Annotated in this window: 17 protein-coding genes and 1 tRNA gene; 15 read left to right on the plus strand and 3 right to left on the minus strand. The window is 50.9% G+C overall.

The genetic code is table 11. The annotated features are described in order from the left end of the window. Positions 1-94 precede the first annotated feature (94 nt). The 9 genes from fadB (at position 95) to MJO52_RS07840 (ending at position 12,681) form a co-directional block, all read left to right on the plus strand. The gene (gene fadB, locus MJO52_RS07800) at positions 95-2,251 is read left to right on the plus strand and encodes a fatty acid oxidation complex subunit alpha FadB (protein WP_252085376.1); all 2,157 of its coding nucleotides are present in this window, start codon (positions 95-97) and stop codon (positions 2,249-2,251) included. A gap of 11 nt (positions 2,252-2,262) precedes the next feature. Beyond that, positions 2,263-3,438: an acetyl-CoA C-acyltransferase FadA gene (fadA, locus tag MJO52_RS07805; protein ID WP_252085377.1), complete on the plus strand. Its 1,176-nt coding sequence runs from the start codon at positions 2,263-2,265 to the stop codon at positions 3,436-3,438. Positions 3,439-3,607: 169 nt separating this feature from the next. Continuing rightward, positions 3,608-3,692: transfer RNA gene (locus MJO52_RS07810), tRNA-Leu, on the plus strand. A 183-nt stretch (positions 3,693-3,875) separates the two neighbouring features. After that, a complete protein-coding gene (gene tig / locus MJO52_RS07815) occupies positions 3,876-5,189 on the plus strand; it encodes a trigger factor (protein WP_252085378.1) in 1,314 nt (437 codons plus the stop codon). 186 nt (positions 5,190-5,375) lie between these two features. After that, positions 5,376-6,017 carry an ATP-dependent Clp endopeptidase proteolytic subunit ClpP gene (gene clpP / locus MJO52_RS07820; RefSeq protein WP_252085379.1) on the plus strand — a complete coding sequence of 214 codons (642 nt, stop codon included), beginning with the start codon at positions 5,376-5,378 and terminating at the stop codon, positions 6,015-6,017. Between the two features lie 164 nt (positions 6,018-6,181). Next, the gene (gene clpX / locus MJO52_RS07825; protein WP_252085380.1) at positions 6,182-7,468 is read left to right on the plus strand and encodes an ATP-dependent Clp protease ATP-binding subunit ClpX; all 1,287 of its coding nucleotides are present in this window, start codon (positions 6,182-6,184) and stop codon (positions 7,466-7,468) included. A 274-nt stretch (positions 7,469-7,742) separates the two neighbouring features. Further along, positions 7,743-10,148, plus strand: coding sequence for an endopeptidase La (gene lon / locus MJO52_RS07830; RefSeq protein ID WP_252085381.1), 2,406 nt, complete (start codon positions 7,743-7,745; stop codon positions 10,146-10,148). A gap of 257 nt (positions 10,149-10,405) precedes the next feature. Then, positions 10,406-10,678, plus strand: coding sequence for an HU family DNA-binding protein (locus MJO52_RS07835; RefSeq protein WP_067086576.1), 273 nt, complete (start codon positions 10,406-10,408; stop codon positions 10,676-10,678). A gap of 119 nt (positions 10,679-10,797) precedes the next feature. Further along, positions 10,798-12,681, plus strand: coding sequence for a SurA N-terminal domain-containing protein (locus MJO52_RS07840; RefSeq protein WP_252085382.1), 1,884 nt, complete (start codon positions 10,798-10,800; stop codon positions 12,679-12,681). Positions 12,682-12,774: 93 nt separating this feature from the next. Here the strand turns inward: MJO52_RS07840 and MJO52_RS07845 are convergent, their stop codons facing one another. Both MJO52_RS07845 and gloB read right to left on the minus strand, forming a co-directional pair. Beyond that, positions 12,775-14,331, minus strand: a complete 1,557-nt coding sequence (locus MJO52_RS07845; protein WP_252085383.1) for a LysM peptidoglycan-binding domain-containing protein — start codon at positions 14,329-14,331, stop codon at positions 12,775-12,777. Between the two features lie 203 nt (positions 14,332-14,534). Next, on the minus strand, positions 14,535-15,317 hold the full coding sequence (gloB, locus tag MJO52_RS07850; protein WP_252085384.1) for a hydroxyacylglutathione hydrolase: 783 nt from the start codon (positions 15,315-15,317) through the stop codon (positions 14,535-14,537). A 223-nt stretch (positions 15,318-15,540) separates the two neighbouring features. Between gloB and MJO52_RS07855 the strand changes: the two genes are divergently transcribed. Genes MJO52_RS07855 through dnaQ form a run of 3 tightly spaced genes read left to right on the plus strand, consistent with a single transcriptional unit; the run spans position 15,541 to position 17,559 of the window. Then, positions 15,541-16,329, plus strand: coding sequence for a class I SAM-dependent methyltransferase (locus MJO52_RS07855; RefSeq protein WP_252085385.1), 789 nt, complete (start codon positions 15,541-15,543; stop codon positions 16,327-16,329). A gap of 50 nt (positions 16,330-16,379) precedes the next feature. Then, positions 16,380-16,811 carry a ribonuclease HI gene (gene rnhA / locus MJO52_RS07860; RefSeq protein ID WP_252085386.1) on the plus strand — a complete coding sequence of 144 codons (432 nt, stop codon included), beginning with the start codon at positions 16,380-16,382 and terminating at the stop codon, positions 16,809-16,811. 19 nt (positions 16,812-16,830) lie between these two features. Beyond that, positions 16,831-17,559, plus strand: a complete 729-nt coding sequence (gene dnaQ, locus MJO52_RS07865; RefSeq protein ID WP_252085387.1) for a DNA polymerase III subunit epsilon — start codon at positions 16,831-16,833, stop codon at positions 17,557-17,559. 113 nt (positions 17,560-17,672) lie between these two features. Here dnaQ and nhaB read toward each other — a convergent pair whose 3' ends face one another. Further along, positions 17,673-19,208: a sodium/proton antiporter NhaB gene (gene nhaB / locus MJO52_RS07870; RefSeq protein WP_252085388.1), complete on the minus strand. Its 1,536-nt coding sequence runs from the start codon at positions 19,206-19,208 to the stop codon at positions 17,673-17,675. Between the two features lie 374 nt (positions 19,209-19,582). Here nhaB and MJO52_RS07875 point away from each other — a divergent pair, with 374 nt between their 5' ends. The 3 genes from MJO52_RS07875 to MJO52_RS07885 are packed head-to-tail and all read left to right on the plus strand — an operon-like array spanning position 19,583 to position 22,824. After that, positions 19,583-21,292 (plus strand): hypothetical protein, encoded by a 1,710-nt coding sequence (locus tag MJO52_RS07875; RefSeq protein ID WP_252085389.1) that lies wholly within the window; start codon positions 19,583-19,585, stop codon positions 21,290-21,292. Positions 21,293-21,312: 20 nt separating this feature from the next. After that, a complete protein-coding gene (gene nudC / locus MJO52_RS07880) occupies positions 21,313-22,128 on the plus strand; it encodes an NAD(+) diphosphatase (protein ID WP_252085390.1) in 816 nt (271 codons plus the stop codon). A 45-nt stretch (positions 22,129-22,173) separates the two neighbouring features. Next, on the plus strand, positions 22,174-22,824 hold the full coding sequence (locus tag MJO52_RS07885; protein ID WP_252085391.1) for a cation/multidrug efflux pump: 651 nt from the start codon (positions 22,174-22,176) through the stop codon (positions 22,822-22,824). The last annotated feature ends 6 nt before the right edge of the window (positions 22,825-22,830 follow it).

The following is a 22,830-nucleotide window of genomic DNA, read 5'->3' on the forward strand; positions in this document are numbered from 1 at the left end:
AAAGTGTCACCGCACCCTGCGGGGCGGCCCTTGGTTGCAAAAAAATTCCGACCCCGGGTCCAGGATTGCGGCCCAGAATAAAAGAGGTCAATCAATGTTATTTAGTGGCAAAGCGCTCACGGTTCAGATGCTGGATAACGGCATCGCCGAGCTTAAATTCGACCTGCAAGGCGAATCCGTCAACAAGTTCAACCGCCAAACGGTTTCCGAATTCTCTCAGGCTCTGGATGCAATTGAAGCAGCAGATGGCATCAAAGGTGTGCTGCTGACCAGTGGCAAGAGCGTCTTTATTGTCGGTGCTGATATCACTGAGTTTGGCGGTGCTTTTTCTGCAGGCGCAGAGGGCGTTGCTGATCTGATGAATCAGAACAACGAAAATATCAACCGTCTGGAAGATCTGCCGGTACCGACTGCGGTGGCAATTAATGGCTACGCGCTCGGTGGTGGTTTTGAAGTGTGTCTTGGCTGTGACTTCCGCCTGATGGGCGAAGAGGCCAAAGTTGGCCTTCCGGAAGTTAAACTGGGCTTGATTCCGGGCTGGGGCGGCACCGTTCGCCTGCCGCGTGTAGTGGGTGTTGATGTTGCTGCTGAGTGGATTGCAGCAGGTAAAGAGCAGAAGCCGGCTGCCGCTCTGGAGGCTCACGCTGTTGATGCGGTGATCCCCACTGACAAACTCAAAGATGCAGCGGTCAAGCTGCTTGAGCGCGCTATCAATGGCGAGCTGGACTACAAAGCCATTCGCGAACTCAAGAAATCTCCGATTCCCTTGAATGATACCGAAGCGCTGATGGCCTTCTTTACCACCAAGGCATTTGTGGGTCAGCAGGCGGGCAAAAACTACCCTTCTCCTGTAGCTGCGGTTGAGTCAATCGAGCAGGGCTACAAGCTGACTCGCGATGAAGCGCTGAAAATCGAGCAAGAGAAGTTTATTTTCTGCGCGCAGACTGGCACTGCGAAATCTTTGGTAGGGCTGTTCCTGGCTGACCAGGCAATCAGTAAGGTTGCCAAAGGTTGGGAGAAGAAAGCCGATAAGCCGATTGAGCGTGCGGCAGTATTGGGTGCTGGCATTATGGGTGGCGGTATCGCTTACCAGTCTGCCTACAAGGGCACTCCGATCAAGATGAAGGATATCGACCAGAAGGGTATCGACCTTGGTCTGAATGAGGCGAACAAGCTGCTGTCCAAGCTGGTTGATCGCAAGCGCCTGACCCCCGTTAAAATGGGTGAAGTGCTCAACCGTATCGAGCCTACCTTGAGCTACGACGGCTTCAACGATATCGATGTTGTTGTGGAAGCCGTGGTTGAAAATCCCAAGGTGAAGCACGCAGTATTGAAAGAAGTGGAAACCAAAGTAAGCGAAGACACTGTAATCGCTTCTAACACCTCCACTATTTCTATTAACCAGCTGGCTGAGCCGCTCTCCCGCCCGGAAAACTTCCTCGGCATGCACTTTTTCAACCCAGTGCACAAAATGCCGCTGGTTGAGGTGATTCGCGGAGAGAAAACTTCCGACACAGCTGTAGCTCGCGTTGTTGCCTACGCAAACAAGATGGGCAAGAAAGCTATTGTTGTACGCGACTGTCCGGGATTCCTGGTTAACCGCGTTCTCTTCCCTTACTTTGCCGGTTTCTCCATGCTGGTGCGCGATGGCGCTGACTTCCAGGCCGTTGACAAGGTGATGGAGCGCTGGGGTTGGCCGATGGGGCCCGCTTACCTGATGGACGTTGTTGGAATTGATACCGGTGTTCACGCGGAAAGCGTAATGGCTGAAGGCTTCCCCGATCGTATGGGTAAAACCTTTACCGCTGCTTCCGACGTTATGTATGAAGCGGGTCGTTACGGCCAGAAGAACAACAAAGGCTTCTACAACTACGAGCAGGACAAAAAAGGTCGCCCGAAGAAAGTGGCTACTGAAGAGTCCTACGAGCTGCTTAAGCCGCACGTTGCTGAACGTCGCGAGTTTGAAAAAGACGAAATTATCGAGCGCATGATGGTGCCTATGGCAACCGAGCTGGCTCGCTGCCTGGAAGAGGGTATCGTGGATTCCCCAGCTGAAGCCGATATGGCGCTGATCTACGGCATTGGCTTCCCTCCATTCCGCGGTGGAATCTTCGCGTGGCTGGACAGTATTGGTCTGGATGAGTTCGTGAAGATTGCCGATAAGTACGCCGATCTGGGTGAGCTGTACAAGCCGACCGATCGCATGCGTGAAATGGCCGCAAGTGGCAAAACCTACTACGGCGAAAAGTAAGGAGAATAGCGATGAGTTTAAATCCTAGAGATGCCGTAATCGTCGACTACGCGCGTACGGCCATGGGTCGCTCGAAGAATGGTGTATATCGCCATGTTCGCGCTGATGATATGTCCGCTGAACTGCTGAAAAAGTTCATGCAGCGCAATGACAAGCTCGATCCTGCCGAGATCGATGACCTGATCTGGGGCTGTGTTATGCAGCGCGATGAGCAGGGCTTTAATGTAGCTCGCTTTATCCTGCTGCGCGCAGGTCTGCCACACACTATCCCGGCGCAAACCGTCAACCGCCTGTGCGGCTCCTCTATGTCCTCCCTGCATACTGCAGCTGCCAACATCCAGGCTGGCGTTGGCGATGTGTACGTTGTGGGTGGTGTTGAGCACATGGGTCACCTGAACATGATGGAGCATGTTAGCCCCAACCCAATGCTGGGTCGCTATATGGCTAAAGCTGCCGGCTCCATGGGTATGACCGCTGAATACCTGGCGATGATGCACGGTATCCAGCGTCAGCAGATGGATGAGTTCGGAGCGCGCTCTCACCATCGCGCCGCTGAGGCTACCAAGGCTGGCAAATTCAATCGCGAAATTATCGCTATTGAAGGCCATGACGATGACGGCGTACCTTTCCTGGTTGAGACGGACCAAACCATCCGTCCTGACACCACCGTGGAAGGTCTGGCTCAACTGAAGCCGGCATTCGACCCGAAGCACGGCCAGGTAACAGCTGGCACTTCCTCTCAGATCACCGACGGTGCTTCTGTGATGCTGGTAATGTCCGCTGAGCGTGCTCAGGCTTTGGGTATGACCCCTATTGCTCGCGTGAAGGAAATGACGCTGGCCGGTGTTGATCCGTCCATTATGGGTTACGGTCCGGTGCCTTCCACCAAGAAGGCGCTCAAGAGAGCGGGTCTAACTGTCGGCGATATCGACAAGTTTGAGCTGAATGAGGCATTTGCAGCGCAGGCGCTGCCGGTGCTGAAGGACCTGGATCTGCTCGAGCAGATGGATGAGAAGGTCAACCTGTACGGTGGCGCTATCGCTCTTGGCCACCCCTTCGGTTGCTCAGGCGTTCGCATTACCGGTACCTTGTTGAGCGTTATGCAAAACGAGGGTGGAAACCTTGGTGTATCCACCATGTGTATCGGCTTGGGGCAGGGAATCACTACGATTGTTGAGCGAGTTTAATCTCCCGCACCCCACAAAAGGCGCCTTTCTGGCGCCTTTTTTATTTTTTTTCAGTAAAGTGTTGATGCCTTTAAAATGCTGTGGCACAATCTGCACCCCTTGTCGCGATGAGGTCTTAAAAAAGATCGAAACCCTATATATATCAATGGGTTAGCGGTAAGAGAGTTTCGGGGACGTGGTGAAATTGGTAGACACGCCAGATTTAGGTTCTGGTGCCGAAAGGTGTGGGAGTTCGAGTCTCCCCGTCCCCACCAAATCAAAAACCTTGAAGTCCGTGTGACTTACCCTGGAGGGGTGGGTGCGGGCTTCTTGTGTATTTGGCGGAAGCTCAAAATCTTGTTTTGATGTTTCCCCATGAGGTTGCTGACTAAGTCTCGGTGACCCGGTATTCGTTGGCGCTGCGGCGCGATTAAAGAGATAGTCTCACGAGGATAAACATGCAGGTTTCCATCGAAACTACTTCCGGTCTGGAGCGTCGCTTAACGGTCAACTTGCCGGCGGAAGTCGTCGATAAAGAAGTGGACAAGCGCCTTCAGCAGGCGGCTAAGACTGTTCGTATAAACGGTTTCCGCAAAGGCAAGGTGCCGATGAAAGTTGTGCGTCAGCGCTTTGGTGCCGGCGTTCGCCAGGAAGTGCTCGGCGAGGTTATGAGCCGTTCCTTCTACGATGCGGTTCAGCAGGAAGAAGTTAAGCCTGCCGGTCAGCCAAGCATTGAGGCAAAGCAAACTGCAGCTGGCGAGAATCTGGAATACGTCGCCACTTTTGAAGTTTATCCAGAAGTAGAATTGGCCGACCTGGCTGAGGTTAGCGTTGAGCGTCCAGTTGCAGAAGTAACTGATGCGGATGTTAACAATATGGTTGATGTGCTGCGCAAACAACAGTCTTCCTGGAAGGATACCAAGCGCAAGGCACAAAAAGGTGATCGTGTTGTGATCAACTTCTTGGGCCGTAAAGATGGTGAAGAGTTTGAGGGCGGTAAGGCCGAAGGTCACCAGTTGGTACTGGGCTCCGGCCAGATGATCCCCGGTTTTGAGGAAGGTATCCTCGGCATGAAGCCCGGTGAAGAGAAAGATCTGGACCTGACCTTCCCTGAAGACTACCAAGCTGAAGAGCTACGTGGTGCTGCGGTAACCTTCAATATTAAAGTTACCTCTTCTGAAAAGCCTGAGCTGCCCGAGCTGAATGAAGAATTCTTCGCGGCATATGGTGTTCAGGAGGGTGGAGAAGAGAAGTTCCGCGAAGAAGTTCGCGGTAACATGGAGCGTGAGCTGAAAAACGCAGCGCTGAACAAGGTTAAAACCCAGGTGATGGACCAGTTGTTTGAACAGCACCCGGTCGAATTGCCTTCTGCCCTGGTCGCAGGTGAGGTTAGCACTCTGCGTGGACAAATGGTTCAGCAGTTTGGTGGCCAGATCAAAGCTGAAGATGCTGAGCGTATGTTGCCGGACACTATGTTCGAAGATCAGGCCAAGCGTCGTGTAGTTCTAGGCCTTGTTGTTGGTGAGATCGTTAAGAAAAACGAACTGTCTGTAGATGCAGACCTGGTGAAGGCTAAGGTTGAGGAACTGGCTTCTACCTACCAGCAACCGGAAGAAGTGGTTGAATACTACTACAATAACCGCGAGCTGCTCTCTGGAGTTGAATCGGTAGTTCTGGAAGATCAGGTTGTGGACTTTGTACTGAAGTCTGCAAAAGTCGAAGAAGTTAAAAGTACTTATGACGACGTGATCAAGCCGCAGAAGCAGGGTTAATTATCCCTTTATCTCCGAATGCATTGGCGCCCGCTTCAGTCGGGCGTCGTTGCATCTCCTTCCTTTTTACCGGCTGGCTTTATCCTGCCTGACCGGTTAAGCTCTGAAAACCTAATTTTCAGCACGGGCGCCTAGCGCTTGCATGCTGGCCTGCCGAACACGCCACAAAAGGAAGCAATGGTACCTATGGCACGAATCGATTATCCCCAAGCCTCAATTGACCCCTTAGCGACTGGTTTGGTGCCCATGGTGGTAGAACAAACTGCCAGGGGTGAGCGTTCCTTTGATATCTACTCACGTCTATTGAAGGAAAGGGTTATTTTCTTGGTTGGCCCTGTGGAAGACCACATGGCTAATCTGGTAGTTGCCCAGTTACTGTTTCTCGAAGCAGAAAATCCTGATAAAGACATTCATCTGTATATCAACTCTCCCGGTGGATCTGTAACTGCAGGTATGTCCATTTATGACACCATGCAGTTTATCAAGCCGGATGTGAGCACCATGTGTATTGGTCAGGCTTGCAGCATGGGAGCCTTCCTGCTGACGGCAGGAGCGCCAGGTAAGCGGTTTGCCACCCCTAACTCCCGGGTGATGATCCATCAGCCCAGTGGTGGCGCTCAAGGGCAGGCTAGCGATATTCATATTCATGCTCAGGAAATCCTCAAAATTCGTCATCGCTTAAATGAGTTGATGGCCCACCATTCTGGGCGTCCGGTCAGTGATATTGAGAGAGATACTGAGCGTGACCACTTCCTGAGTGCCGATGAGGCGAAGGAGTATGGTCTAGTGGATGATGTACTTTCCCGCCGTCAGGCTCTTGAAAAGTAACACTATCAACAAAAATATTTTGCTAAAGGCGTGAAGAGAGAACCAGAGTTCTTTCAAAGTCATTTCTCAGGCAGAGGGGGCTTGAAAAAAACGCCAAGAGACAGCATCTTGCTGTAATAGCTGAATTAAAGGCCCTGGTAGGCCAGTGACCACGGAGTATTTTGATGACCGACAAAAGCAGCGGAGAAGATAGCGGCAAATTGCTGTACTGCTCCTTCTGTGGCAAAAGCCAGCAGGAGGTGCGGAAGCTGATTGCTGGGCCGTCAGTCTTTATCTGCGATGAGTGTGTCGAGCTCTGCACCGATATCATTCGCGAAGAGGTCCAGGAGACTGCGGAGGGCCCGGAGGGGCGCCTACCCACGCCGCGTGAAATCACCGAGATTTTGGATCAGTACGTGATTGGCCAGGAGAGGGCCAAGCGTGTCCTGGCGGTTGCGGTTTACAACCACTATAAGCGCCTGCGTAGTAAAACTGGCGTTAAAGGCAAAGATGATGTTGAGCTGAGCAAGTCCAACATTCTTCTGGTGGGTCCAACTGGTAGCGGTAAAACCCTGCTGGCTGAAACCCTTGCGCGGCTGCTGAACGTGCCGTTTACCATCGCCGATGCCACCACTCTTACTGAGGCTGGCTATGTCGGTGAGGATGTAGAAAATATCATCCAAAAGCTGCTACAAAAGTGTGATTACGATGTTGAGAAGGCCCAGCAGGGAATTGTTTACATCGATGAAATTGACAAGATTTCACGTAAATCCGATAACCCATCCATCACCCGGGACGTCTCTGGTGAGGGTGTGCAGCAGGCACTGCTAAAACTGATTGAAGGTACTGTGGCTTCCGTTCCCCCTCAGGGTGGTCGTAAGCACCCGCAGCAGGAATTCCTGCAAGTGGATACCTCTAACATCCTGTTCATCTGTGGCGGTGCCTTTGCGGGCCTTGACAAGGTGATTCGCGATCGCTCAGAGAAGGGGGGGATTGGGTTTAGCGCTGAAGTGAAGTCTAAGGATGGAACCAGTAACTTTGGTGAAATTCTGCGTGACCTCGAACCCGAAGACCTGGTTCGCTATGGTCTTATACCAGAGTTTGTTGGGCGCCTGCCGGTTACCGCGACCCTGGAGGAGCTCGATCGCGAGGCTCTGGTGCAAATTCTCACTGAGCCGCGCAATGCTCTGACCAAGCAGTATGCAAAACTCTTCGAAATGGAAGATGTAGAGCTGGACTTCCGTCCAGACGCCTTAGATGCTGTGGCTACTAAGGCTATGGAGCGCAAAACTGGTGCCCGGGGACTTCGCTCTATCATGGAGTCGGTGTTACTGGAAACTATGTATGATATTCCATCTTCTGATGATGTCGCTAAGGTCGTTATCGATGAGGCGGTGATAAAGGGGGAGTCGGCACCGCTGTTGGTTTACGAAAGTGAAAGCCAGCCGCAAAAGGCGGCGCCAGAGGAATAACTCTCCATATTAAAAAGCCCCACTTGTGGGGCTTTTTTTATAGCCAATTGTTATTCAAATCTATCCTTTCTACCTGTTTGACATGCTTAACTACCAGCGGCCAGCCAGTATTCAGTTGAATTCGGCACAAATTGGTCGCGAGATTAGACTTGTATTCCGGGCTCTCCCCCCCCATCTCTAGCAACTGACGGGCGGTGGCCCAAATTAAGCTGTCAATTTCAACAGCAGCATGATGCCGCGCCAAATACCCAGTGATAGGGCCGAGAGGAGTTCTATGGATCAGTCATCCGACACCAAGCTTGAATATCCATTGTTGCCATTGCGCGATGTTGTTGTTTACCCCCACATGGTGATTCCGCTGTTCGTCGGCAGGGAAAAATCCATTGAGGCTCTGGAAGAGGCCATGCGCAGGGATAAGCAAGTGCTACTCGTAGCCCAGAGGAGAGCATCGGAAGATGACCCTGGCGCCGAGGACATCTATCGCGTTGGTACTATTGCCAGTGTTCTGCAGCTTCTCAAGCTTCCAGATGGCACTGTGAAAGTGCTTGTGGAAGGGGGGGAGAGGGTCAATATCCTCGATGTTGCCGAGCACGATAATCACTTTGAGGCTACTGTCGAGCCTATAGAAACTACTGAGCTGTCCGAGGGAGAGGCTGAAGCCTTGGTGCGCTCGGTTATGTCTCAGTTCGAGCAGTATGTCTCCATCAGTAAGAAGGTCCCCAATGAGGTCATTACCTCGCTGTCTGGCATTGATGAGCCGGGGCGCCTGGCGGATACCATCTCCGCGCACATGTCCCTCGAGCTGGCTCAGAAACAAGAGCTGCTGGAAACCTCCAATGTCAAAGAGCGGCTGGAACATTTGCTCGGTTTGATGGATTCCGAGATCGACCTGATACAGGTGGAGAAGCGTATTCGCGGCCGTGTTAAGAAGCAGATGGAAAAGAGCCAGCGCGAGTACTACCTCAATGAGCAGATGAAGGCGATTCAAAAAGAATTGGGCGAAATTACTGAAGAGCCCAATGAAATTGAGGAGCTGGAAAACAAGATTGCAGATTCAGGAATGTCTGCAGAGGCGGAAAAGAAAACCCGTGCCGAGCTGGCCAAGCTGAAAATGATGTCGCCCATGTCGGCAGAAGCATCGGTATTGCGTAGCTATATTGATTGGATGTTGAGCCTTCCTTGGAAAAAAGCTAGCCGGGTGCGACATGACCTAAAGAAAGCCGAAGAGATTCTCGAGAAAGAGCACTATGGCCTAGAAGAGGTGAAAGAGCGCATCCTCGAATATCTTGCTGTGCAAAAACGTGTCAAGAAAGTGAAGGGGCCGATCCTTTGCCTGGTTGGGCCTCCCGGGGTTGGTAAGACCTCACTCGGGCAGTCTATCGCTCGTGCGACTAACCGCCAGTATGTGCGTATGGCCCTTGGTGGCGTTCGTGATGAAGCAGAAATCCGCGGGCATAGACGCACTTACATAGGTTCTCTGCCAGGTAAGCTGGTACAGAAAATATCCAAAGTCGGCGTTAAGAATCCGCTTTTCCTGCTCGATGAGGTCGACAAAATGGGTATGGATCAGCGTGGTGACCCCGCGTCGGCCCTGCTCGAAGTACTTGATCCAGAGCAAAACAAGACATTTAACGACCACTACTTGGAGGTGGATTACGACCTTTCGGATGTGATGTTTGTGTGCACCTCAAACTCCATGAACATCCCCGGTCCCTTGCTGGATCGCATGGAGGTTATTCGTATCCCCGGTTATACCGAGGATGAGAAGCTCAACATTGCTCAGCGCTACCTGGTACCCAAGCAACGTAAAGCCAATGGGTTGAAAGAGGATGAGCTGGAGCTTTCTGACCAGTCAATCCGGGATATCGTTCGTTACTACACTCGTGAAGCGGGTGTGCGGGGGCTCGACCGGGAAATTGCCAAAGTTTGCCGCAAGATTGTAACGGAGCATGTCCGTAATCCTTCGGACAAAAAAGCGATAGTGCAGCCTGAGGAACTGGAAGAGTTGTTGGGTGTGCGCAAGTTTGACTTTGGTCGCGCCGAGGAAGAGAACAAGATCGGGATTGTTACCGGCCTAGCCTGGACAGAGGTGGGTGGTGAACTTCTCAATATTGAGGCCTCTGCTGTTCCGGGTAAAGGGCGCATGATCAAGACCGGTTCTCTCGGCGATGTGATGCAGGAGTCTATTCAGGCTGCATTGACAGTGGTGCGCTCACGCTCCCAGGCACTCGGTATTGGCCCAGATTTCCATGAAACCAGGGATATCCATATTCATGTTCCGGAAGGTGCAACGCCAAAAGATGGGCCCTCTGCGGGTATCGCCATGTGCACGGCACTGGTTTCCGTACTGACCAATATTCCAGTTCGTTCGGATGTGGCAATGACCGGAGAAATCACCCTGAGGGGAGAAGTTTTACGAATTGGAGGTCTGAAGGAAAAGTTATTGGCGGCGCATCGGGGCGGTATAAAAACTGTGCTGATTCCTGCCGATAACGAGCGAGACTTGAAGGATATTCCCGACAATATTCTTCAGGATCTGGTGGTAAAACCGGTTAAATGGATTGATCAGGTTCTTGAATTGGCGCTTGAGCACAAACCCGAGTCTCTTACTGATGAGGAATATTCTGCTTTGCAAAAGCAGGCTGAAGAGCGCTCACAGAGATCCGTTCAAACCCATTAATCGCATTCGGGGTGACAACTGTCACCCCGTAACAATTTACAAGACCAAAATCTAACCACAAAATTGATTTTTGTTACCTGAGGTTTGTCTTACCGGCCGGAAACCCGCATGGTTCCTTGACCCGCTACCGGGCAGTTGGTATAAAACGGGCCTTATTTGGCCGGCGCTAAAATTGCCGGTGGTTAGAAAGTTACGAGAAGGGATGCCTTGCCTGAGGGCATGCCCTAAACATATTTAAAAGAACAGAGGGATTAAGCGTGAATAAGTCCGAACTGATTGAAGCTATTGCTGAGTCTGCAGATATTCCTAAAGCTGCAGCTGGCCGTGCTTTGGACGCAATGGTTGACAGCATTACTGATGCGCTTAAAAAAGGCGATCAGGTTGCCTTGGTGGGCTTTGGTACTTTTGCAGTAAAAGAGCGTGCAGCCCGCACTGGCCGCAACCCACGCACTGGCGACCCGATTGAAATTGCAGCGGCAAAAATTCCTAACTTCAAGGCCGGTAAAGCCCTGAAAGACGCCGTAAACTAAGTTTCGGTGAACTTCGAAACCTTGTAAAAGTCGAAGTGCAAAGAGGCGTGTCAATTTCGATACGCCTTTTTTGTATCTGCTAACAGTTGAACAATTAGAGTGAAAATTCGGAGCTGAGCATGCTTCAGTCCATGCGCGATAACCTGAAGGGAACGGCAGCCATTATTGTTGCGGCATTCTTTGGGTTCATTATGGTCATTGGGGGAATCGATTTTTTTACCGGTGCCAGTGGTGGTGCCACCGACGCGGTCGCCGAGGTCAATGGTGAAAAAATCACTAATATGGATTTGCAGCGGGCCATACAAAACCGCCGCAGTATGATCATGAGCCAATACGGAGAGGATGTTCCGGCGGACTTGATCAGTGATGAGCAGCTGCGTGAACCGGTTTTACGCCAATTGATTTCCACTTCAGTCATGCGCCAGGCTGCTCAGGAGAGTGGTATGGTAATGAGTACCGCTGCGGTTAATAAGGCGATTACCGATATTCCGGCCTTCCAGGTCAACGGTACCTTTAACACCCAGCTATATCGTGATGCTTTACGCCGTATGGGGTATAGCACAGCTAGTTTCCCGCAAATTGTTGAGGGCGATCTGTCTTTGCAACAATATGCGGATAGCGTTACTGCCAGTGCCTTTACCACCAAGGAAGACGCTGAGCAGATAGTTGCAGCCTCTATGGAAGAGCGCGACTTTTCCTACGTTGTGTTGCCTGTGCAGGAGTTATTGGCCTCTACAGACGTTAGTGATGCTGAAGTTGAGCAGTATTACCAAGCCAACCAGAGTCAATACCAGCGGCCTGAGCAGGTAGCGGTTGAGTATATCGAGCTGACTCCGGAGGTTTTTGCCTCCAACATTGATATCTCTGAAGAGGATGTTCGCGCTCAATATGACCTGGAGCTTGCTAATTTTGGTTCTGATCTTCGCCGTCGTGCAGCGCATATTCTTTTGGAAGATGCAGATCAGGAAAAATTGAATGAAATTCAGGTGAAACTCGACGCCGGTGAAGATTTTGCTGAACTGGCCAAAAGTTACTCGGAGGATATTGGTTCCCGTGATGAAGGGGGAGACCTCGGCTTCACTACTGGCGATGTATTCCCGCAAGCTTTTGAAGAGGCCCTTGCTTCTCTGGAAGTTGGGCAGGTTTCTGCTCCAGTTACCACTGATAGTGGCACTCATTTTATTAAGCTCTTAGAAGTGGAAGAGAGTGAGCCGCCGGTTTTTGAAGAGCGTAAGAGCGCTATTGAAAATCAGTTGCGTACTGCGGCAGCGGAAAGAGAGTTTCTGGATGCCCTGAGTCGCTTGGCAGATCTGGCCTACAATGCTGAAAGCTTGGCAGGCCCGGCTGAGGAATTAGGGGTATCCTTACAAACCAGCGGTCTTTTCTCTCGCTCAAATGGTAGTGGGGTACTGGCTAATGGCCAGGTAGTAGAGGCTGCTTTTTCTCCAGAGGTGATGGAGGACGGCAATACCTCTGATGTGCTGAATCTCAATAATGAGCATTCTGTCGTATTGCGAGTGACAGACTCCAAACCTGCAGGTATTTACCCGCTGGAAGAGGTGCGCGAGCAGATTGTTGACGTTCTGAAGCGTGACAAGGCGAGCGCTCAGCTTGCCCAAAAGGCGGAAAGCTTGAAAGAAAGTTTGGCATCTGGCGGTGATTTTGCCGAGCTGGCCCAGGAGCAGGGCTTGACCCTGGAGGCTAGTGATAAGACTCGTCGAGGTGGTTTCGGTGAGCGCGCTGAGATCAATAGTAAAGCTTTCTCTATGCCTGTGCCTACGGCAGGTTCTGAGGAGTTGGCTGTTTTTGCAGTGAGCAACGGCAACCAGATTGTTTTGGCATTGCGTGATGTGCGTCCAGGCGACCTCTCCCAGCAGAGTAAGGAGCAGCGCCGAGCCTTGATGCAGCAGTTAGCATCAGTGAATGGTGGTGCAGAATTGGCTGCAATTCGCCGTTACCTGTCTGATCAGGCCAAAGTGGAGCTTAGTTCTACAGGCGAATAGCAGGTAAGCCTGTATAGGCCGGTCAATTTGGCCAATAAAAAACCCGGCTTTTGCCGGGTTTTTTATTGCGGTTAATAGCGTTTGGAAAAAAGATTAGCTGTTATGTGCACTATCGACGAAGAGAGTTAAACGCTGGCCGGGTTGTAGATATTTCGACTTGGGAATTTTGTTCCAGCGTAAAATATCGTCGATTTTGATACTGAACTTATTGGCAATTCGGTAGAGGGAGTCTCCGTTTCTTACCTTGTATGAGAGTTTGCGAGTGGTACGGTTGCTGCTACCTGAATCCCCATTGTAGGCAACCAGTGTCCGGCCTGGGCGAAGGGTGTCCCCTGGAGCCATGCTATTCCAATGAGCGAGCTCCTTGACGCTCACTTTCAGTTTGCGCGAGATGGCCCAAAGGCTGTCACCGGGTTGTACTGTGTAGCTCGACCTCTGCCCTTGGTCAGTAGCTTGGCGCTGTTTCACTCTCTGGTCTACGGTGTACGCATACTGGCCCTCTGGACCAGAGGCGCTAGGGATAAGTAGGGTTTTACCCGCGCGAATATTGTTATTTCGCAGCTTGTTGGCTTCACGAATGGCTGAGATGGTTGTCTGATAGCGCCGCGCGATGGTAGAAAGCGTATCTCCGCGGGCGATAGTATAGCGCTCCCAGGTTACGCGTTGCTCTACGGGCAGTTCTTCCAAGGCCGACTCAAAGCGCTCTAGGCTTTCTACTGGAATAAGCAGGTGGTGATTGCCATTGGGGTCAGTGGCCCATCGGTTAAACCCGGGGTTGAGTAGGTAAAGCTCATCTAACTCGATTTGAGCAAGCTCTGCGGCTTGGGAAAGATCTATCTGGCTGCCAACATTGACGCGGGCATAGTAGGGTTCGTTAGCGACTTCGTGTAGAGGTACCTTGTAATGCTCTGGGCGGGATACTACCTCAGCAAGTGCTAGAAGCTGTGGTACATAGCGCTTTGTTTCGCGTGGTAACTTGATTTCCCAGAAAGAAGTTCCTTGTCCTCTGCGGCGGTTGCGCTCTATTGAGCGACGCACAGTTCCTTCCCCAGCATTGTAAGCTGCTAGAGTAAGCTCCCAGTCGCCATCAAAACGCTCGAATAAGTATTTGAAGTATTTTACGGCTGCGCGGGTCGATTCATGTACATCTCGGCGTCCGTCATACCACCAATTTTGCTGGAGGCCGAAAGAGCGACCGGTTGCGGGGATAAATTGCCACATTCCGGAGGCTTGTGCATGCGAGTAAGCAAAGGGATCGTAGGCGCTCTCCACTATAGGCAATAAGGCGAGCTCAAGAGGCATATTTGCCTGCTCTAACTCCTCTGCAACATGAAAGATATAGCGGCGAGACCTCTCTGTAACCCGCGACATATAGCCTTCATTACGAGAGAAATAAGCGATGTAATCCTGCACTTTCGGATCTTCAGTGCGGTGATTGAGGCGAAATCCCCGGCGCAGGCGCTCCCAGATATCTGTAGGGGGCGGGGTTGCTTCCGTGGAAATAGGGGAAGATATCTCAAGGTTATTTGCAGGGCTGGTTTCTTGCGTCTGCTGACTTTCGCTATCGGGAGATGAGCCAGTCTCAGGTATTTGCGAGCAAGCTCCAACCGTAGCGGCCAGCAATGCTGCGGCAAAATTCTTGTGAACCATGTTTGATATCCGCGAGTAATTCTTTTAATTCCCACTCAGCTCGCGCGAAGGCGCTTATTTTTTGCTAACACTGAGCATTGGATCATAGCCTTCTGATTCTAATTAGTGGGAATAGTTTCGGTCAATGTAGATGGATAAAAAACAGACAGTATTTGAGGGCGCTAAGCGGCTGGTCATGACTTATGGCGTTATGGCCACCTCTATTAGAAATGGTCTTTCCAGTCGCGAAGGCTGGAAAATATTTCAACTTCACTGAGCTCTTCGGGCGTTTCCCGCCCCAGATGATGGGCACCACTTTGAGCAACCTCTGGAAATTGGCAGCGCAAGAAAGGGTTTGTTGCCAGTTCCTCGGAAATGCTGCTAGGCAGGGTCGGCTCGCCGGATTGCCGCAAGGTTTGGGTGTGGGCTAGTCGTTCACTAACCGCAGTATTTCCAGGTTCTACAGTATGGGCAAACCGGAGGTTACTGAGCGTGTATTCATGGGCACAGTAAACAAGGGTATGTTTTGGTAGTTTGGTTAGCATTTGTAGGGAATTGAGCATCTGCTTTGGGGTTCCCTCAAATATGCGGCCACAGCCGGCGGCAAAAAGTGTATCACCACAAAATAGATGAGGCTGCCGACTGCCGCTGGCAGATTCCTCTTTCAGAATTATCGCTAAGTGGTCCAGGGTGTGGCCGGGAATACCCCGGACTTCAGTTGGTAGTCCTAACAGTAAAAATGTATCCCCGTCGGCAATTGGATTGGTTACTCCTTTGATGGATTCGGGGCCGAACACTGGGCATTCATAATGCTTGTGCAGTGTTTTGATGCCGCCTGTATGATCATAATGATGATGAGTAATTAAAATGCCACTTAGGGGGGCTTCCCCTAAGGTCTTGATTACCGGCTCGGCTTCACCGGGATCGACGACCCAGTGCTCACCATCCTTCTCAAGATGCCAGATATAGTTGTCATTTAATGCGGGAATAGGGGTTACGGAGAGCATATTTGTTCTGCCTGCCAACTCAATGCCGGAACGATATCATGGATATTAACCGAAAGGTGTAGAGGAGTGTGCTTGCCTAGCAGCAAGCTTTCTGTAGTGTCTCGTAAATGAATGATCGACATGATGTTAAACTGCATAGCATTTAGAGCTAACCACCGTAAAGGATGGCTACGGGAGTGCAGGATAATCAATTTGATTTCTGCCTGGTTCTTAAGGAGAGTGAATGACTGATAAGTCCAGATCTCGTGAGTCGATAGAGTCATCGCTATTGCGCAAAGCCAGTCCGGCCCTTTCTCACTGGTTTTCAAGTAGTCTAGGGCAGGAGATTCTTTCTCAGCAATTGGCGCTGACCCAGCCTTTGGTTGAAGGATTCTTTGGTTACCATCTATTGCAGGCGGGGGTTACTGATGCCGTAGATTTTGCCGCTTCTAGCCGTATTAATCATTGCTTTCGCTTGGCGGTTTGCCCGGAGCAGCAAGGGTCGGCTATTGTAGAGATGGAACACCTGCCACTCCCCTCTGAGTCAATTGATGTGGTCCTTTTACATCATTTGCTGGACTTTTCCACTCATCCCCATCAAATTTTGCGTGAAGCGGCGCGAGTACTGATACCTGGCGGTCACATGCTGCTAATGGGGTTCAATCCCTTTTCTTTGTTGGGTCTATCACGCCTGTTATTTTCACGTGGAGCCTATCAAAAAGGCAATCAATTGAGGGCAGCCAGGATTGCTGACTGGATGAACCTACTGGATCTCCAGGCTGAACAGATGCATCGAGGCTTCTTCCGTCTGCCTTTACAGCAACGTGAGCTACTCGCTAAGTCGGCCTGGATGGAGAGGCTCGCTAACCGCCTGCGCTTGCCTTGGGGTGGCTTTTACATCATAGTCGCGCGCAAAGAAGTGGCGCGGGTGCGGACAATCAAGATAGATTGGCGTGCTGAGCGTAAGCCTGCCCTGGTAGCAACACCTACAAGTCCCCGTGTCGCTGCACGGGGAAAACATCAGAAGCGATAGCTCTGGGGGAGTCTCCAGAAGCTGATTTACTCCTATTTCTGGCACTGATTTTGAAGCAAATTACTATCTACACAGATGGCGCCTGTCGTGGCAACCCGGGTCCAGGTGGCTGGGGAGCTCTACTGGTTTACGGAGAGCATGAAAAAGAGTTATGTGGAGGGGAGTCCCATACCACCAATAACCGTATGGAGCTGATGGCTGCGATCAAGGCATTGGAAGCCCTGAAGCAGCCCTGTGAGGTTGAATTACATACCGATTCCCAATATCTAAGGCAGGGGATCACTGGTTGGATCAATAACTGGAAAAAGAATGGTTGGAAGACGGCGAGTAAAAAGCCAGTAAAAAATGCCGATCTCTGGCGTCAGTTGGATGAAGGCGTTGCCAGGCATCAGGTCGAGTGGCACTGGGTGAAGGGCCATGCTGGCCACCCTGGAAATGAGCGGGCTGACCAGTTAGCCAATCGTGGTATAGATGAGCTGTAATTCTGACGGGGAGTGAGTTATGCGCCAGGTTGTACTGGACACCGAAACTACCGGCCTAGATCCCAAGAATGGCCACCGAATTATTGAAATAGGCTGTGTGGAGCTTGAAAACCGTAAGCTTACAGGGCGTCATTATCATCAATATATAAACCCTCAGCGGCAGGTTGATGATGGGGCGATTGAAGTTCACGGTATCACCAACGAGTTCCTTGCGGATAAGCCCGTTTTTGCGCAGATCGCCGACGAATTTATGGCTTTCTGCGAGGGTGCTGAGCTCGTTATTCACAACGCCCCGTTTGATGTTGGCTTTATAAATGCCGAGCTAAAGTTGTTGGGCAGTCCACGCTGGCAGCATGTGAATGCTCATTGCAGTGTGTTGGATACTCTGGCCCTTGCGCGAGAAAAGCATCCTGGTCAAAAGAACAACCTGGATGCGTTGTGTAAACGTTATTTCGTCGACAATTCACAGCGAGATCTGCATGGCGCTCTGCTAGATGCGGAGATACTTGCCGACGTCTACCTGATGATGACTGGAGGCCAAACCGATTTGGGGTTGGCTCAGGGGGGCGATGGGCAAAGCTCTGAGGAGAGTGAGCAGGCAAAGGGGGAGAGTGTATCATCGGTAATTCGCAGGCTTCCGCAGAATCGGCCCTCTCTCAGGGTAATCCAGGCTTCGGGACATGAGCAGGAAGCGCACCTGTCTATGCTTGAGCTTTTGCAGAAATCTGCTGGGAAGCACTTCTGGTAAGCAATAAAAAAGCCCGCTAAGCGGGCTTTTTTATTGCTGGTTACTCTTCTTATCGTTGGGTCATAGCTTTGGGGCTGCCGGCTAATACTGGGTATTTGCCGGCGAATTATTCTCTAGAGAGTGTAAATCACACAAAACAGAGCTACAGCACTGAGTACTAATGTATAGGGTAGGGCCATAATCACCATGCGGCCGTAGGATAGGCGGATGAGGGGCGCAAGGGCCGACGTCAGAAGAAATAAGAATGCCGCCTGCCCATTAGGTGTGGCAACACTCGGTAAGTTGGTGCCAGTATTGATGGCAATAGCTAGTTTGTCGAAGTGCTCCCGAGTTATATCGCCAGCAACGAGAGCCGATTTAACTTCATTGATATATACGGTGGCGACAAACACGTTATCACTGATCATGGATAGAATACCGTTGGCAACAAACAGTAAAGCCGGTTGTTGTTCAGGCTTTTGCGATAGTACGAAGTGAGTCACGGGTTCAAATAGGTGTTGTTGATGAATGACTGCAACAATCGCGAAGAACACAACTAAAAGTGCAGTAAAAGGCAGTGCTTCTTCAAAGGCATGGCCGATACGAGCTTCTTGAACCACCCCATTAAAGGCCGTTAGCAATACAATAATCATCAGGCCAATCATGCCAACTTCTGCAACGTGGAAGGCCAGGGCGAATACTAGAACTAGTGCAACAATACCCTGTATCCAGAGCTCAGCAACCTGGGCGCTGGTACGTTTGCTTTCTTCTTCCTTGGAGAAGTTTACTAAAACTTCCCTAACCGCTAGGGGAAGCTGTACGCCGTAACCGAATACCTTGGTTTTTTCCAAGACTACGCAAGTTATTAGTCCGGCAAACAGGGTGGGGATGGTCACTGGAGCCATTTGTAGGAAAAACTGCACAAATTCCCATCCGGCTTTCTCGGCAATGAGGAGATTTTGCGGCTCGCCCACTAAGGTACATACTCCGCCGAGTGCGGTGCCGACAGCGCCGTGCATGATCAGGCTGCGCAAGTAGGCCCGGAACTGATCTAAATCCTCACGGTGATACTCGACCACATGCTCATCGTTGGAGTGATCGTGACTATGGTGGTGATGGGGTTGTTGTGATGCAACCCGGTGGTATACCGAATAAAAGCCAACAGCAACGGCAATCAAAACAGCTGTTACGGTAAGTGCATCCAAAAAGGCGGAAAGCACAGCTGCCACTGCACAGAACAATAGTGACAATAGGCTTTTAGAATTTACATGAATAAGGATCTTGGTGAAGACAAATAGTAACAGGCTCTTCATAAAGTAGATGCCTGCCACCATAAACATTAGCAACAAGATAACTTCTATATTCTCTACTACCTCGTGGTAAACCGCATCAGTACTGGTCATGCCCATCAACACGGCTTCGATTGCAAGCAGTCCGCCTGGTTGCAATGGGTAGCATTTTAAAGCCATGGCCAGGGTAAAAATAAATTCCCCGATTAGCACCCAGCCGGTGATGAAGGGGCCGCTGACATAGAGTAGGAGAGGGTTTAAAAGTAGGAAGGCGGCGATGGTTAATTTGTACCAGTCCGGAGCCTCACCGAGAAAATTATCTGCAAAAGCCCGGCCAAAACCGCTTCCAGACGCGGTAATTGCATTGTTGTAGGTGTTCATCATTTACTTCCATGGTTTACCCAGTTAAGGGCCAAATTGGAGTGTTGGAATTGATTGGCGAGAATAGCAGTGATGTGCCTACTCCCCTGTCTCTTCCCCTTGCGGCAAAGCTGTTAATTTTTGTACTGGTTGTTTTTTGTGCGCAAGAACAAAATGCGTACAGACGCAAATATCAAAATAGCAAACGCTACTGGGTTTTCCGGAAAATTCAAGTAATTTAGGGCTGTCTGCCTTATTGCCGGGGGTTTTGTCGAATATTCGGTGGAATTTGTCTGCGGAAAGGTGGACTCTTTTCGCTATTGGTATAAATTGCCGTTTATTAGGCCTACTCCACTGGAGTTGGTTGTTTTTTGTTCGGTTACAGGAAGAATGTAGTGGTGCAGGCAAAAAGTGAATTGCGCAAGATCAACATCACTTCTGTCAATGTAGTCAAGGACGAGCTGGTTGTTGCAATAGACAATGCCGCCGCTCACCTGGATAAGTTTGCAGCAGATACCACCCAGAAACAGTCTTTGGAGCAGTGTGTCGCTGTTCTTAGGCAAGTGAGTGGAGTGCTGCAAATGGTGCAACTCCATGCGGGTGAATTGCTAGCGCAGGAAAAGATCGCCGCTTTGACCGAGGTGCTGGAGGGGCGCCAACAGCCCACAGAAGAGCTGATGGAAGCCTTGGGTACGGGTTTTTATGTGCTGGGTCGTTATCTTGACTTCGTGCAAAACCGAGCGATTGCGCGCCCAGAGCTGTTAATACCTTTTATTAACAATTTACGTGCGGCGCGTTCCGAGCCTCCTGTGCCAGAGAGTCACTTTTTTAGCTGTAATCTAAGTGCTTCGATACCTGGCCTGGGGGCTTCGGCGGTAATGTCCGAAGACCTTCGCAGTTTTGTGCGCAGGTTTCGTCATATGTACCAAGTTGGTTTATTGGCGCTGTTGCGTGGAAAGCCTAGGGGGCCCGCTTTCACGATGATGGCGCGAGCACTAGAGCGTATTGCCAGTATTACCACAGGCCGCCCCAATGGGCGCCTATGGCTGGTAGCTGGAGCCGCACTTGGCGGCATGGCTGCGGCTGAAATGCGGATCAGCCGTTCGCGGGTGATGGTTTTCAGTATGTTTGACCGCTGGCTGCGTGCATTACAGAAAGAGTGTGATACGGCCCTGGATCAACCGGCTCCGCCAATTCTTTTAAAAGAATGTATCTATTGGCTGGCTCTTTCACGCCCTGATAAAAGTGGAGAGAAACTGCTTGAAGCTTTTTCTGCGGAGGAACTCGAATACACTGAGGATGAACTGGAAAGAGAGCGCGCAAGCCTCGGCGGCCCTGGTGCAACGGCTATTGCTGCAGTTGCGGGTGCCCTTGATGAAGAATTGTCTAGTGTGCGGAGAATGCTTGATGACATCGAGATGATTGGGGTATCGGGTATTGATGAGGATGATGGCCTGACTACTACCCTGCAAAAGGTTGCCGGCACCTTACAAATGCTCAATTTCAGACGGATTGGGGAGAGCCTGCGTAATGCCATAGCTGAATACCAGAGCGAAGCAGGTGCTGGTGGCTCCGTTGCGGATGCAGCGTTGCAAAAGCTCACAGGCCAAGTGCTAATGGTAGATAGTACTGTACGGGCGCTAAAGCAAAGCACCAGTATTGATCTTGATGAGTACGGTCATGCGGATATTGCATTTGAGTGCAGCCAGCTGGCCGAGGCCGAGGTGGCAGTACTTAAAGAGGCGGAAGCGGGCCTTGCCCTCATCAAGCGAGCGCTGGCTGCCTATGCAGACTCTGGTTTTGATCACGGGCATATCCGCAATGTTTCCACCACTTTAAATTCCGTTCGAGGGGGGCTGATTGTGCTCAACCTCCGCCGTGCCGCAGCCGTGGTTGAAGGTTTGCTGAACTTTGTTGAAAGCTCGGTGGATAGGCATGATGCGGCCCCTGAGGTGGAGCAGCTGCTGGATATCTTTGCCGATGCGATTATTAGCCTGGAATACTACCTAGGCGAAGTAAAGCTACATCGCCAGGCAGATGTTCAATCTCTGAATCTTGCAGTGGAGAGCTTGGCAGCGCTAGGTTGTCCTGTTGAAACGGCCTAACTTGAGAAAGGAGTCACTTTTTGGTTGATCGCTTTGAGCCTGCCGCAAATGTTTGGGAGGCTCCTGAGTTCTCCCAGCAAATTATTGTAGCGGAGGGCCTGGTTCTCTGTAGTGGAGACCGGTTCATTCACGAGGTGGATCAATTGCCACCTACTACTGCTATCTCAAGCCACTATCTCGGTGAGCTGGGAGGTCGCAGTTGCGGTGTTAGAGTACTTTCAGCTCAGTTTGAGATTCATGGGCATGACTGGCGTAACCTGCGTAGTCTACTTACTTCGACAGAGGAGTATCTATTTGCTTTAGCTGGCCGAGCTCTGCAGGTGGCTTATTGGGATCGAGATCACCGCTTTTGCGGCCGCTGCGGCACGGAAACCCATTACCATTCTCTAGACCGGGCCAGGACCTGCCCAAATTGTCAGTTGACGGTTTACCCAAGAATTTCTCCCTGCGTAATCATGTTGGTTACCCGTGGGGAGGAGTGCCTACTCGCTCGCCATGCCAATCGAAGAAATATCACCTATACCGCGCTGGCTGGATTTATTGAACCAGGTGAAAGTGCAGAGCAGGCTTTAAGGCGAGAAGTCCGAGAGGAAGTTGGACTTGAGGTGGGAAAACTCAGGTACGTCGGTAGCCAACCCTGGCCTTTTCCGGGGCAGTTGATGTTGGGATATCTGGCAGAGTGGCAGGGGGGGGAGCTATGCCCCGATCCAAATGAGATTGAGGAGGCTCAGTGGTTCCACTATCGTTCGCTGCCAGCTATTCCGCCAGTGCAAACTTTATCTGGACAGTTGATTCATACGTTTGCCAATTTATTGGCAGGCGGATTGAAGCTGTAGACCTTCCGTTTTTAAGGAATTGGCAGAGAGGAGTTAAGTATCATCATGTATATCGTGATCACCTTCCTAATAGCGGTAGTGGCTCTGTTCCTCGTCTTTTGGGGAGCGAGGGTACTATTGAGTGGCTCTTGGGTGATGGGTTTTTTGCGCGGCTCTGTAGGGCTGGTTTTCTTTGGTTTGGCCCTTTGGATCGTTTTGGTTGCTGCGGATGTATACAGTTATCGAAATCTAGGTAATGAGCATAGCGTTGGCGTTGTGTCATTTAAAAAGATCGCGGAGCAGCAGTTTGAAGTGAAGTTTTCTGATGCCGATGGTATTTCGCAAAAATTTGAGCTGTATGGAGATCAGTGGCAATTGGATGCCCGTATGCTGAAGTGGCAAGGCCCTTTGATACGCTGGGGTATCGAGCCAGCTTATCGCCTGGATCGCCTGAGTGGTCGTTATCTTACCTTGCAAGATGAAAGAGTACGCGAACGCTCTGTGCATCAAATTGATGGCGCAAATTATGGGGTTGATATTTGGCAGTTTGTACGAGGGTTTGATAAAAATCTTCCTTTCGTTGATGCCGTCTACGGGAGCGCAACCTTCTTGCCGATGGAGGATGGTGCAGTTTATGAGGTGCGTATCAGTCACAGTGGCTTGTTGGCGCGACCATTAAATCAGCAGGCGACCACTGCCTTGGATGGTTGGCAGTAGGGCGGC

The sequence above is a fragment of the Microbulbifer variabilis genome (genome assembly GCF_023716485.1).
Classification (GTDB): domain Bacteria; phylum Pseudomonadota; class Gammaproteobacteria; order Pseudomonadales; family Cellvibrionaceae; genus Microbulbifer; species Microbulbifer variabilis_B.

What these genes read in the sequence shown, in the direction of transcription:
- fadB (WP_252085376.1), top strand. Translation starts at nt 95, where the DNA reads ATGTTATTTAGTGGCAAAGCGCTCACGGTTCAGATGCTGGATAACGGC.
- fadA (WP_252085377.1), top strand. Translation starts at nt 2,263, where the DNA reads ATGAGTTTAAATCCTAGAGATGCCGTAATCGTCGACTACGCGCGTACG.
- tig (WP_252085378.1), top strand. Translation starts at nt 3,876, where the DNA reads ATGCAGGTTTCCATCGAAACTACTTCCGGTCTGGAGCGTCGCTTAACG.
- clpP (WP_252085379.1), top strand. Translation starts at nt 5,376, where the DNA reads ATGGCACGAATCGATTATCCCCAAGCCTCAATTGACCCCTTAGCGACT.
- clpX (WP_252085380.1), top strand. Translation starts at nt 6,182, where the DNA reads ATGACCGACAAAAGCAGCGGAGAAGATAGCGGCAAATTGCTGTACTGC.
- lon (WP_252085381.1), top strand. Translation starts at nt 7,743, where the DNA reads ATGGATCAGTCATCCGACACCAAGCTTGAATATCCATTGTTGCCATTG.
- MJO52_RS07840 (WP_252085382.1), top strand. Translation starts at nt 10,798, where the DNA reads ATGCTTCAGTCCATGCGCGATAACCTGAAGGGAACGGCAGCCATTATT.
- MJO52_RS07845 (WP_252085383.1), bottom strand. Translation starts at nt 14,331, where the DNA reads ATGGTTCACAAGAATTTTGCCGCAGCATTGCTGGCCGCTACGGTTGGA.
- gloB (WP_252085384.1), bottom strand. Translation starts at nt 15,317, where the DNA reads ATGCTCTCCGTAACCCCTATTCCCGCATTAAATGACAACTATATCTGG.
- MJO52_RS07855 (WP_252085385.1), top strand. Translation starts at nt 15,541, where the DNA reads ATGACTGATAAGTCCAGATCTCGTGAGTCGATAGAGTCATCGCTATTG.
- dnaQ (WP_252085387.1), top strand. Translation starts at nt 16,831, where the DNA reads ATGCGCCAGGTTGTACTGGACACCGAAACTACCGGCCTAGATCCCAAG.
- nhaB (WP_252085388.1), bottom strand. Translation starts at nt 19,208, where the DNA reads ATGAACACCTACAACAATGCAATTACCGCGTCTGGAAGCGGTTTTGGC.
- MJO52_RS07885 (WP_252085391.1), top strand. Translation starts at nt 22,174, where the DNA reads ATGTATATCGTGATCACCTTCCTAATAGCGGTAGTGGCTCTGTTCCTC.